The sequence below is a fragment of the Rathayibacter sp. AY1A2 genome, assembly GCF_002930935.1.
GTDB lineage: Bacteria > Actinomycetota > Actinomycetes > Actinomycetales > Microbacteriaceae > Rathayibacter.
Genome location: NZ_PSTP01000023.1, coordinates 41,188 through 52,923 on the forward strand (window position 1 = coordinate 41,188; position 11,736 = coordinate 52,923).

Consider the following 11,736-nt stretch of genomic DNA (forward strand, 5'->3'; position numbering starts at 1 on the left):
TCAGCCTTTCAGACCGGAGTGCGCGAGCCCTTCCACGAACTGCCGCTGAGCGAGGAGGAACACGGCCAGCACGGGCACGACCGTCATCGTCGCCGCGGCGAGCTGCACGTCCCACATCTCCCCGCCGTAGGCGTCGGTGAAGCGGGTGAGCGCCTGGGGCAGAGTGAAGAGCTCGGGTGAGGTCAGGTAGACCGTCGGCTCGAGGTACATGTTCCAGGACCCGAGGAAGGTCAGGATCGCGACGGCCGACAGCGCGGGCTTGGACAGCGGCAGGAAGATGCGCCGCCAGATCCCGAAGCGGCCGAGGCCGTCCAGGCGCGCGGCCTCCTCGAGCTCGCCGGGCATCGCGATGAAGTACTGCCGCATGATGAACGTGCCCAGCACCGCCGGCGCTCCGACCATCGGCACCAGCAGCAGCGGCACGTGGGTGTCGATGAAGCCGAGCTGCCGGAAGATCTGGAACAGCGGGATGATCGTCACCTCCGTCGGCACCAGCAGGCCGGTCAGGACGACGAGGAACACCGCGTTGCGTCCCGGGAACGGGATGCGGGCGAAGGCGTAGCCGGCCAGGCTCGAGACCAGCAGCGTCACCACGGTGACCGTGACCGCGATGTAGAGGCTGTTCCAGTACTGGAGCGCGAACGGCTGGAACCGGAACGCCTCGGCGTAGCCCGCCAGGCTCGGCGAGTCCGGCAGCAGGGTCGGCGGGTTCGAGAAGATCTCGTTCACCGGCTTGAACGACGAGGCGATCATCCAGAACGTCGGCACCGCGAACGGCAGCACGAGCAGGATCAGCGTCACGACGAGCAGGGCGGTCATGAGCGGGCTGCGGCCGCGGCGGCGCTTGACAGGCGGCTCCGGGACGGCTTCGAGGCGTGGCGTGAGCGGGGTCCCCTGCTCGACGACGGCGTCAGTTCTCATAGAAGACCCATTTCCTGCGCAGCTGCCACTGCACGACCGTGAGGATCAGGACGAAGAGGAGCAGCATCAGCGAGAGCGTCGCGCCGTAGCCGATGTCGCTGAACTCGAAGGCCTGTTGGAACACGTAGTAGACGAGCACTGTCGTCGACAGCTCCGGCCCGCCCTCGGTCAGGACGGCGACCTGCGCGAACGCCTGCAGCGAGCCGACGATCGTGAGGATGGCGGTGAGGAGCAGGGTGGGCGAGATGAGCGGCAGCGTGATCCGGAAGAAGATCGCGCGGGGGCTCGCGCCGTCCAGGCGGGCCGCCTCGTAGAGGTCGCCCGGCACTCCCTGCAGCGCGGCGAGGAAGAGCACCATGTTGACGCCGACGCTGCGGATGACCTGCGTGACGATGACGCTCGCCATCGCGGTGGGTCCCTCCTGGAGCCAGTTCGGCCCGTCGAGGCCGACCAGCGAGAGCAGGCCGTTGATCGCGCCGTTGTCCTGGAGGAGGAAGCCCCAGACGAGGGTCCAGGCGACCACCGAGATGACGACGGGCGAGAAGAAGAGCGTGCGGAACAGGGCGCCGCCCGGGATCCTCCGGTTGAGCAGCACGGCCAGGCCCAGCCCGAGGGCGAGGTTCAGGACGACCACTCCCCCGGAGAAGACCGCGGTCGTGCCGAGCACCGCGCCGATGCTCGGGTCGTTGATCGCCCGCTCGTAGTTCTCGCCGCCCACGAAGGTCATGGAGCCGGTGAAGACGTTCCACTCGTTGAGGCTGAACCAGACCGCGAGCCCGACGGGCAGCAGCACGAACACGATCACACCGAGCAGCTGGGGCGCGATGAAGAGCCAGCCGGCGAGCGCGTCGCGGCGCCGGAGGTTCCAGTAGGCGCCGGCGGGAGCGGATCGGCGGCTGTCCGTCGAGGTCGCGGTCACGGGATCACTTCCCCTGGAGGACGGGCGCGATGGCGTCGCAGACGCCTCCGAGCACCTCGGCGACGTCGGCGTCGGCCGACCACATGCGGTCCAGCGCCGTCTTGCCGACCGAGGTGATCTCGGCGGGGCTCGTCACCGGAGGGGTGGCGGACACGTCGGCGAGCTCGTCGACCACGACGCGGTCGAGCTGCTCGGCGCTGAGGCGGGTGTTGACCTTCGCCAGCTCCTCACCGGACAGCAGCGACTCGCGGGGCGGCGGGAAGAACTGCGCGAGCTTGGCGGAGTTCTCCGGGTTGGTCATGAACGAGAGGAAGCCGGTCGCCTCCTCCACGTGGTCGCCGCCTGCGAGCGCGGCCATGCCGGCCTGGCCGATGTTGCCGTACTCGCCGGCGGGGCCGACGGGCAGCGGGTAGATCTCGAACGGGAACGAGCCGTCGAGCAGGCTCGCCCGCGAGACCTGCGCGGTCGTGAACGCGGCGTCGCCGGCGAAGAAGTCCGCCGTCACGCCGGGTCCGGGGGTCGCGCCGCTGACGTAGACCGAGTCGTGGAAGAACTGGAACGCCTCCACCATCTCGGGCGAGTCCATCGTGCACTGGGTCCCGTCGTCGCTCCACGGCTGGGCTCCCCAGCCCGCCCAGAGGTTCGCGAGGCTCAGCCAGCCCGAGAAGTCGAAGTCGCGGATGATGTAGCCGGCCTTGCCGGTCGACTCGTTGACGGCCGCGCCGATGCGGTCGACGTCCTCCCAGGTGAGCGTCGCGGGGTCGACGGTCTGCCCGGCCTGCGCGATGAGGTCCTGGTTCACGTACAGCGCGAACGGCGAGTTGGAGAACGGGTACGCGTAGAGCTCGCCGTCCTGGCTGAACGACTGCGCCACGCTGGGCAGGATGTCGTCGTACTCGTAGCCCTCGGTCCCCTCGAAGGTCTCGGTCAGCGGAGCGAGCGCTCCGGCGTCGATCAGGTCCTTCGCGATGTCGCCCACCCAGGCGAGGTCGGGGGCGTTGCCGCCCGCGGCCTGCGTGGTCAGGGTCGAGTTGTAGTCCGCGAACGGGAGGGACTCGAAGGTCACGGACTCGATCTCGGGGTGGTCGGCGATGTACTCGTCGGCCATCGAGTCGAACAGGGCGAGCTGCTTCTCGTCGGAGGTCCAGACGGACATCCTCAGAGCGACGGGTGCTGAGTCGTCCCCGCCGCCGGCGGCGCCGCAGCCCGAGAGGGCGGCGATCACTCCGACTGCGGCGAGCGAGGCCATCAGCTTCTTCGCTGGTCTCATCGTCTCTCTTTCTCCAATGGTCTTCTCGGTGTTCCCGGTCAGTACCCGACGACGTCGGGCCAGTGGGTCTCTACGCCGCGCGACTCGAGCCTCGCCTGCAGGCGGGCGACGAGGGCGGGGTCGGCGGCGATCTCGTGGGGCGACAGGTCCTCGGCGAGGGCGAGGGCCGCCAGCTCGCCGACGGCCTCGCCGATGTTCCACTCCACGGGGTGGAGGCGGTACGCGCCGTTGGTGATGTGCGTCGTCCCGATGTTCTTGCCCCCGGGCAGCAGGTTCGTCGGGGTGCGCGGCACGAGGGCGCCGAGCGGGATCTCGAACGGCGAGCACTCCACGTCGAGGTAGTTGTCGCCTCCGGTGGTCGGGTGCAGGTCGATCCGGTACATGCCCACGCCGACGGAGTCGTCGAAGCGCGCGGGGCTCCCCGTCCCGCGGGCGGCGACGGAGACGTCCTGCTCGCGCACCGTGGTGAGCGCGCGGATCCGGCGGGACTCGCGGATGTAGGGGGCCTGCGCGAGGCCGTCGGCGGTGCCCATCACGTCGCCGCGGAGCCGGAGCCCGGGCCAGCCGCGGCCGCCGTCGGGCCGGGGCGCCTCGGTCTGGAGCCAGTAGAAGTACGACAGCGAGAGCGCGCGGGCGCCGGCGAGGTGCTTCTCCGGCTCCGGCACGTCGAGGATCGAGCTGTCGAGGTAGTCGAGCATCGGCCAGTTCGCGAGCACGATGTCGCTGTCGAGCGCGCCCGGTCGGAGGGTCTCGGTCGCGAGGATCCGGCGGAACATCCAGAGGTCGGTGTCCCCGCCCTGCGCGCGCTGGTCGGCGGTGCGGGTGTCGCCCACGGCGTTCACGTGCATCGTGCGGGTCTCGGGGCGCAGCGTCCTCGGGTTCGGCGCGGTGAAGGAGAGGAGCTTCCCGCCCCAGAACGGCACCTCGTACTCGTGCCAGTAGTCGTAGTCGGCCGGGCGCTCGATGGTGTGGTCGCCGTCCGCGCTGTCGAAGCCGAAGCACCAGGTGACGGCCTGCACGTTCATCGGGTCGGCGACGGCGGGAGCGCTGGGCTCGCCGTGCTCGTCGCGCGACTCGGAGCCCGTGACGTAGTCGACCTCCGCGAGGGGGAGCAGCTCCCCCGTCTCGGTCGCGTCGATCACGTACCGTCCGGAGACGGCGAGCTCCTCGCCCGAGACCGCGTCGCGCAGCAGGACGCGCTCGATCCGGCCCGGGCCGCCGTCGACGGCGAAGGGGACGACGCCGGTGACGACGCGGATCGCTCCGCTCGAGCGGTAGGGGGCGAGCATCTCGTCGAGCACGGCGACGGCGACGCGGGGCTCGGCGCAGAGCCTGCTCACGAGTCCGCGGCCGGGGTTCAGGCGGTCGTCGCGCATCGCCTCGGCGGTGAGGGGGTAGTTGCGGCGGTAGTAGCCGCGGATGCCGTCGCGGAGGCGCCGGTAGTCGGCGGTGACGCCGAACTGCTCGACCCAGGTGTGCTCGTCCGGCGGGACGCCCTGCGAGGTGAGCTGGCCGCCCAGCCACGGGTACTGCTCGGTCAGCACGACCGTGAGGCCGTTGCGGGCGAGGGCGATCGCCGCCGCCACTCCTCCGAGGCCGCCGCCGATCACGGCGACATCTGCTTGCATCGGGGTCACGCGTCCGCCTCGTCCTCGTCGACAGTCTGGGTCATCGGCCTACTACCCGCGGGTAATACGTATTGCCGATTGATTAGACCGTAACGCACGAGTGTCCGGTTGGCAACGGTCTCCGCCGTTCCGAGCGATGCCGCGGCGACCCGCGGGCGTCCTCAGCCGGAAGCGGGCCGGATGTCAGGGCTCGGTGGCATGCTCGACCCCGAGCGCGGCCGGCGGCCGGCTGCGCGGAGCGGAGCAGCATGATCGGGTTGGATCTCACCGGGCGCACGGCCCTCGTCACGGGGTCGGGGCAGGGCATCGGGCTGGCCATCGCGACGACGCTCGCGGAGGCGGGCGCCGAGGTGATCGTGAACGCCCGCTCCGAGCGGTCGATCCGCCGGGCGATCGAGGCCGTCGGCGCGGCGGCGCCGGAGGCGCGGGTGCGCGGAGTCGCGGCCGACGTGTCGACGGAGAAGGGCACGGCCTCCCTCCTGCGCGCGGCCGCCGACGTGGACGTGCTCGTCAACAACCTCGGGATCTTCGGCTCCGCCGATGCGCTCTCCATCGACGACGACGAGTGGCGCCGCTACTTCGAGGTCAACGTGCTCACCGGCGTGCGCCTCACCCGCGCCTACCTCCCCGGGATGATGGAGCGCGAGTGGGGCCGCGTCCTCTACATCGGCAGCGACTCCGCCGTCGTCACGCCCGCCGAGATGATCCACTACGGAGTGTCGAAGACCGCGCTGCTGGGCGTCTCGCGCGGCTTCGCCAAGGCCGCCGCCGGCACCGGGGTGACGGTGAACAGCGTGCTCGCCGGGCCGACCCACACGGGCGGCGTCGAGGACTTCGTCTACGAGCTGGTCGACCGCGAGCTCCCGTGGGAGGAGGCGCAGCGCGAGTTCATGCGCCTGCACCGGCCGCAGTCGCTGCTGAAGCGCCTCATCGAGCCGGAGGAGATCGCCCACATGGTCGCGTACCTCGCTTCCCCGCTCGCCTCGGCCACCACGGGCGCCGCCGTGCGCGTCGACGGCGGCTACATCGACTCGATCGTGCCGTAGCGCGCGCTCCCGGGGCTTCCCGGGGCGCCCGTCAGTGCGGAGGGGCGACCGAGCCGCCGGGGCGCCACGGGCCGCCGATGCGCTCCTGGAGGAGCGGCGCCGCCGGGTCGGCGAGGCGGGCGAGCAGCGCCTCCACTCCGCGGCGGCCGAGCTCGCGGCCGGGCGCGACGAGCAGGTCGAGTGCCGGGTCGGCCAGGTCGGCGACGTCGGGGTCGGAGGCGAGCAGGACGATCGAGAGGTCCTCGGGCACGCGCAGCCCGCGGTGCCGCACCTCGTGCGCGAACCCGACGGCGGCGCCCCCGTTGACGATCACCACGGCGGTCGCGGAGGCGGGGGCGAACGAGCGGGCGAGGGTGCGGCCACCGGCGGGCGACTCCTCGCAGCGCAGCAGCACGCCCTCGACGCCGCGGGCCGCGCAGGCGAGCGCGAACGCCTCCTGGGTGCGCGCGTAGGGGCCGAAGTCGGCCGCGGCGTCGCGGTCCGGGCCGAGCACGAGCGCCACCCGCGCGTGCCCCAGGCCGGCGAGCCGGCCGAGCGCCTCCTCGACCATCCCCTCGAAGTCGATGTCGACCCAGTCGAGGGCGGACGGGTCGCGGGTGCGCCCGATGAGGGCGAAGGGCGTGCCGGAGTCCCGCAGGACCGGCACGCGCTCGTCCTCGCTGGTGACCTGCATCAGCACGACGCCGTCGATCAGGCCGTCGGCGCGCAGGTCGGCGAGGCGGTCGGAGCCGCCGACCGTCGGCCACAGGACGATCGAGTGGTCCTGCTCCGCCGCGGCCTCGGCAGCTCCGAGCAGGAACGAGGTGGCGGTGTTGAGCGGCCGGCTCGACACGAGCGGATAGACGACCGCGACGATCCCCGAGCGGCGCCGCGCGAGGGCGCGGGCCAGGGCGTGCGGCCGGAAGCCGAGCTCGTGCATCGCCGCCCGCACCCGCTCGCGGGTCTCGGGCGAGACGGGCTTGGTGTCGTTGACCACGAACGAGACCGTCGCGATCGAGACCCCCGCGAGGCGCGCGACGTCCCTCATCGTGGCCACCGCGCCTCCTCCGCTCGCGCCGCCCGGCCGTGGTTGACGCGGGGCGGACGTCTCCCGCATCCTAGGAGACGCGGCCGGTAAAGCGGTTAACCCTGTGTCGGGCCGCCCACTGCCGCACCGTCTCCACCGTCGAAGAAGGAACACCGTGACCACACCCTCCTCCCCCGTCCGCGTCCTCGTCTGGGGCGAGAACCGCCATGAGCAGATCGAGGAGAAGGTCCGCGCGATCTACCCCGACGGCATGCACAGCACGATCGCCGACGGCATCCGCGAGAACCTCGGCGAGCGCGCCACCGTCTCCACCACCACGCTCGACGAGCCCGAGCACGGCCTCACCGAGGACGTCCTCGACGCCACCGACGTGCTCGTCTGGTGGGGCCACATGGCCCACGGCGACGTCTCCGACGAGATCGTCGAGCGCGTCCAGCGCCACGTCCTCTCGGGCATGGGCCTCGTCGTCCTGCACTCCGGCCACTGGTCGAAGATCTTCGGCAAGCTCATGGGCACCACCTGCACGCTGCGCTGGCGCTCGGAGCAGGACCGCGAGCTGGTCTGGACCGTCGACCCCACGCACCCCATCGCCCAGGGGATCCCGCACCCCTTCGTGATCCCCCGGCAGGAGATGTACGGCGAGTTCTTCGACGTGCCGGCGCCCGACGAGCTCGTGTTCCTCTCGACCTTCACGGGCGGCGAGGTCTTCCGCTCCGGCATGACCTGGAAGCGCGGCCACGGGCGCATCTTCTTCTTCTCCCCCGGCGACCAGGACTACCCCGTCTACCACCAGGCCGAGGTGCGCCGCGTGATCGCGAACGGCGTCGAGTGGGTGCGCTCCTCGCGCCCCGAGCGCAGCCTCCCGGTGCTGCAGCGCTACGAGACCGAGGACTTCCACAACGGCCAGGACTACGAGGGAGCGCTCGTCCGATGACGGTCCGCCTCGTCCAGGTCGGCGCCGGCGCGATGGGCCGCGCCTGGATCCGCACCATCCGCGACTCCCCGGACGCCGAGCTCGTCGGCCTCGTCGACCTCGACGTCGACCTCGCCACGGCTGCCGCGGAGGAGGAGGGGGTCGGCCCGGTCGCGGTCGGCACCTCCGTCGCCGAGGTCGCCGCGCGCTCCGGCGCCGACGCCGTGGTCAACGTGACCGTGCCGCGGGCGCATCTGCCCGTCAGCTCGGAGGCGCTGTTCGCCGGGCTGCCCGTGCTCTCCGAGAAGCCGATCGCGCCGACCATCGCCGAGGCGCTGGTGCTCGCGGCGACGGCCGAGGCCTCGGGCCGGCTCCTGATGACCAGCCAGTCGCGCCGCTACTACGCGGCGATCACCGCCTTCCGCGAGCAGATCGCCGGGCTCGGGCAGCTGGGCACCGCCTCCGTGCACTTCGCGAAGGCGCCCCGCTTCGGCGGCTTCCGCGACGAGATGGACCACGTGCTCCTGGTCGACATGGCGATCCACGCCTTCGACGCGGCGCGGTACCTGCTCGACAGCGACCCGGTCGCGGTCTACTGCGAGGAGTACAACCCGGGCTGGAGCTGGTACGCCGACGGAGCCGCGGCGAGCGCCGTGTTCGAGTTCGCCGGCGGAGTGCGCTTCAGCTACACCGGCAGCTGGTGCGCCGACGGCCTCGAGACCTCGTGGAACGGCGACTGGCGCGTGAACGGGGCCGGCGGCACCGCGCACTGGGACGGCGACGGCGCTCCGGAGTGGCAGTCGCGCGAGTCGGAGGCGGTGCGGACCGCCACGCTCGAGCCCGTGCCCGAGGAGATCGCGGGCTCGCTCGCGGAGTTCGTGCGGGTGCTGGGCTCGGGGGCGGTGCCCTCGGGCGAGGTGCACTCGAACGTGCGGAGCCTCGCGATGGTGGAGGCGGCGGTCCGCTCCTCCGAGACGGGTGCGCGGGTGCGGCTCGACGACGTGCTGGAGGAGGGGTACGCGGAGGCGTTGACGCTCGCGCGCGACGAGCGAGTCCGCGCGGCCCTCGGCTCCTGGGGCTCGGCCGCCGAGGGTCTCGCGCGCTGACCACGCCGCCTGGCGGATCTCGAGGCGTCCGTGCGGCGGACTGCGGCACGCGGCGTCTCGAGACCCCCGCCCGGTCGCGGCTCCGCCACCGCGCGTTCGCCGGGCGGACACCTGCGGGCGGCGGGGCGTTCACCGGGGGCGGCCAGCGTGGGCGGGTTCCTTCGAAGCCGCTCAGGAGACCCGTGTCCTCTCGTCACACCCGCACCCGCACCCCCACCCGCACCGCCGCCCTCGCCCTCGCCGTCACCCTCGCCGGCTGCACCCTCGGAGCCGCGGCCCTGCCCGCCTCCGCCGCAGGCGACTCCTTCTTCACCCGCATCGCCACGGTGCCGGCCTACCTGAACGCGGCCGACCCGTCCGCCGACTCCGCCGTCGCCGAGATCTCGAGCGCGTCGCCCGACGGCCGCCTGGTCTACTCGACGGACTCCGCCGGGCAGCGCATCGACGTCCTCGACATCTCGGACCCCGACGCCCTCGAGCCGCGCGGCGGCGTCGGCGTGGGCGGCGAGCCGACGTCGGTCTACGCGACCGGCGAGTACGTCCTCGCGGTGGTCGACACGAGCGACGGCGACTTCGCGAACCCCTCCGGCCACGTCAGCGTGCTGCACGCCGACGACCTCGCGCCCGTCGCGAGCATCGAGCTCGGCGGCCAGCCCGACTCCATCGACGTCACCACCGACGGCTCGACCGCGGTCATCGCGATCGAGAACCAGCGCGACGAGGACCTCGCCCCCGAGGGCGGCGAGGAGGGCGACCTCCCGCAGGCGCCCGCCGGGGAGCTCGTGGTGATGGACCTCGCGGGCGACCCCTCCGCCTGGGTGCCGGAGCACGTCGACCTCACCGGTCTCGCCGGCCTCGACACCCCGTCGGACCCGGAGCCCGAGTACGTCTCGATCAACCCGGCCGACACGGCCGTCGCCGTGACGCTGCAGGAGAACAACGCCGTCGCGATCGTCGACCTGGCCACCCGCTCCGTCACCGCCTCGTACACCGCGGGCACCGCCTCCGTCGGCGGCATCGACACGCTCGACGACGACTCGATCTCGCTGACCGGCTCGATCACCGACGTCCCGCGCGAGCCCGACGCGATCGGCTGGGTCGGCGACGACCACGTCGCGATCGCGAACGAGGGCGACTGGAAGGGCGGCACGCGCGGCTGGTCGATCCTCGACGCCGCGACCGGGGCCGTGCAGTGGGACGCCGGGAACTCGTTCGACCACCTCGCGGTGCGCCTCGGGCTCTACCCGGACAAGCGCTCCGACGCGAAGGGCTCCGAGCCCGAGGGCCTGCTCTCGGCCACCTTCGACGGCGTCCCCTACGTGTTCGTCGGCGCCGAGCGGGCGAACTTCGTGGCCGTCTACGACGTGTCGGAGCCGACCGCGCCGCGCTTCGTGCAGGCGCTGCCGTCGACGCCCGGCCCGGAGGGGCTGCTCGCCCTGCCCGAGCGCGACCTGCTGGTCGTCTCGAGCGAGACCGACGACGCCGAGGCCGCCGTCCGCGCGAGCGTGCAGCTCTACGCGCTCGGCGCCTCCGCCCCCGCGTTCCCGACCGTACTGTCGGCCGACGTCGACGGATCGCCGCTGCCCTGGGGTGCGCTCTCGGGCCTCTCGACCGACCCGGCGGCGCCCGACCGCCTGTACGCGGTGAGCGACAGCGCCTACGCGCCGAGCACACTCCACTCGATCGACACCTCCGTCTCGCCGGCGCTGCTCGACACGACCCTCACGGTGACCGAGGGCGGCGAGCCCGCCGCTCTGGATCTGGAGGGGATCGCCGCCCGCGTCGACGGCGGCTTCTGGGCCGTGACGGAGGGCGGGACAGGCGACGGCAACGCGCTCCTGCGGCTCGACGCGGACGCCGCGGTGACCGAGCGGATCGCCCTGCCCGCGGAGCTCGCCTCCGCACTGGGCAAGCAGGGCTTCGAGGGAGTGACCGTCGAGGACGGCGCCGCCGGTGAGATCGTCTGGACGGCGCTGCAGCGCGAGGCCTCGATCGACGCCGACGGAGTGGTCCGGATCGGGCGCTACGACGTCGCCGCCGACAGCTGGAGCTTCTTCGGCTACCCGCTGGAGGCCGTGTCCGGGGCGGACGGCGACTGGAACGGGCTCTCGGAGATCACGCTGACCCCCGCGGGCACGCTCGCGGTGATCGAGCGCGACAAGCTCAACGGGCCGGACGCCGCGCTGAAGGCCGTGTACACGGTGCCGCTGCCGACGGAGGCCGGCGCGGCGGTCGGCGAGACGCTGCCGATGCTCGAGAAGACCCTCGCGGTCGACGTGCTGCCCGCGCTGCAGGCCGGGAACGGCTGGACCCAGGAGAAGCTCGAGGGCCTCGGGATCACCGGCTCCGGCGAGGTGTTCGCGGTGACCGACAACGACGGCGTGGACGACGCGAACGGCGAGACTGTGCTCGCGTCGCTCGGCTCCGCGGAGTCCGTGTTCGGGGCGGGGACGGTGCCGACTCCGGTACCGACTGTCGAGCCGACCGTCGAGCCGACGGTGGCGCCGACGGCTGAGCCGACCATGGCGCCGACCGCGCAGCCCACGGCCGAGCCGACCCGCACGCCGGCTCCTGCTCCGGCCGGCGCCGTTCCTCCGCGGACCGGCTCGGGACTCGCGAGCACCGGCGTCGAGACGGGCTGGACCGCCGCGGCGGCCCTCGCCCTGCTCGCCGGTGGAGCGCTCGCGCTCGGAGTCACGCGCCGCCGCCGCGACGCGCGCTGACGAACGCCGACGGCCCGGGGGACAGTGTCCTCCGGGCCGTCGGCGTTCCCCCGCGCGAGCGGGGCGGGTGGTCGGGTGTCAGCTTCCGGTGGGGGCGTCCTCGGTGTCGGGAGAGGTGCTCTCGGAGGGCGCCTGCGGGGCGACGGGCGCGGCAGGGCCGGAGCCGTCGGCGGGGGCCGGCGG

General features: G+C 72.9%; 9 protein-coding genes. 4 read left to right on the forward strand and 5 right to left on the reverse strand.

The annotated features are described in order from the left end of the window. The 4 genes from C5B93_RS15065 to C5B93_RS15080 are packed head-to-tail and all read right to left on the reverse strand — an operon-like array spanning window position 1 to window position 4,738. Window positions 1–921 carry a carbohydrate ABC transporter permease gene (locus C5B93_RS15065; protein WP_244229554.1) on the reverse strand — a complete coding sequence of 307 codons (921 nt, stop codon included), beginning with the start codon at window positions 919–921 and terminating at the stop codon, window positions 1–3. Then, window positions 911–1,840, reverse strand: a complete 930-nt coding sequence (locus C5B93_RS15070) for a carbohydrate ABC transporter permease (RefSeq protein ID WP_104234014.1) — start codon at window positions 1,838–1,840, stop codon at window positions 911–913. The genes C5B93_RS15065 and C5B93_RS15070 overlap by 11 nt, the downstream gene beginning before the upstream one ends. 4 nt (window positions 1,841–1,844) lie before the next feature. Next, window positions 1,845–3,110 carry a sugar ABC transporter substrate-binding protein gene (locus C5B93_RS15075; RefSeq protein WP_104292804.1) on the reverse strand — a complete coding sequence of 422 codons (1,266 nt, stop codon included), beginning with the start codon at window positions 3,108–3,110 and terminating at the stop codon, window positions 1,845–1,847. Window positions 3,111–3,148: 38 nt separating this feature from the next. Beyond that, on the reverse strand, window positions 3,149–4,738 hold the full coding sequence (locus C5B93_RS15080; RefSeq protein WP_104292808.1) for an FAD-dependent oxidoreductase: 1,590 nt from the start codon (window positions 4,736–4,738) through the stop codon (window positions 3,149–3,151). A gap of 251 nt (window positions 4,739–4,989) precedes the next feature. Here C5B93_RS15080 and C5B93_RS15085 point away from each other — a divergent pair, with 251 nt between their 5' ends. Next, complete coding sequence (locus C5B93_RS15085) at window positions 4,990–5,784, forward strand: SDR family NAD(P)-dependent oxidoreductase (RefSeq protein ID WP_104292809.1); 795 nt, start codon at window positions 4,990–4,992, stop codon at window positions 5,782–5,784. 31 nt (window positions 5,785–5,815) lie between these two features. Here the strand turns inward: C5B93_RS15085 and C5B93_RS15090 are convergent, their stop codons facing one another. Next, a complete protein-coding gene (locus tag C5B93_RS15090; RefSeq protein WP_258068239.1) occupies window positions 5,816–6,811 on the reverse strand; it encodes a LacI family DNA-binding transcriptional regulator in 996 nt (331 codons plus the stop codon). A gap of 154 nt (window positions 6,812–6,965) precedes the next feature. Between C5B93_RS15090 and C5B93_RS15095 the strand changes: the two genes are divergently transcribed. The 3 genes from C5B93_RS15095 to C5B93_RS15105 all read left to right on the forward strand — a co-directional run bounded on the left by C5B93_RS15095 (window position 6,966) and on the right by C5B93_RS15105 (window position 11,553). Beyond that, the gene (locus C5B93_RS15095) at window positions 6,966–7,745 is read left to right on the forward strand and encodes a ThuA domain-containing protein (protein ID WP_104248280.1); all 780 of its coding nucleotides are present in this window, start codon (window positions 6,966–6,968) and stop codon (window positions 7,743–7,745) included. Continuing rightward, window positions 7,742–8,830: a Gfo/Idh/MocA family protein gene (locus C5B93_RS15100; RefSeq protein ID WP_104267971.1), complete on the forward strand. Its 1,089-nt coding sequence runs from the start codon at window positions 7,742–7,744 to the stop codon at window positions 8,828–8,830. Before C5B93_RS15095 ends, C5B93_RS15100 begins: the two co-directional genes overlap by 4 nt. Window positions 8,831–9,012: 182 nt before the next feature. Beyond that, window positions 9,013–11,553, forward strand: a complete 2,541-nt coding sequence (locus C5B93_RS15105) for an esterase-like activity of phytase family protein (protein ID WP_104292806.1) — start codon at window positions 9,013–9,015, stop codon at window positions 11,551–11,553. Window positions 11,554–11,736: the final 183 nt, after the last annotated feature.

Coding starts and splice junctions, on each gene's coding strand:
- C5B93_RS15065 (WP_244229554.1), bottom strand. CDS start 921: ATGAGAACTGACGCCGTCGTCGAGCAGGGGACCCCGCTCACGCCACGC.
- C5B93_RS15075 (WP_104292804.1), bottom strand. CDS start 3,110: ATGAGACCAGCGAAGAAGCTGATGGCCTCGCTCGCCGCAGTCGGAGTG.
- C5B93_RS15080 (WP_104292808.1), bottom strand. CDS start 4,738: ATGCAAGCAGATGTCGCCGTGATCGGCGGCGGCCTCGGAGGAGTGGCG.
- C5B93_RS15090 (WP_258068239.1), bottom strand. CDS start 6,811: ATGAGGGACGTCGCGCGCCTCGCGGGGGTCTCGATCGCGACGGTCTCG.
- C5B93_RS15100 (WP_104267971.1), top strand. CDS start 7,742: ATGACGGTCCGCCTCGTCCAGGTCGGCGCCGGCGCGATGGGCCGCGCC.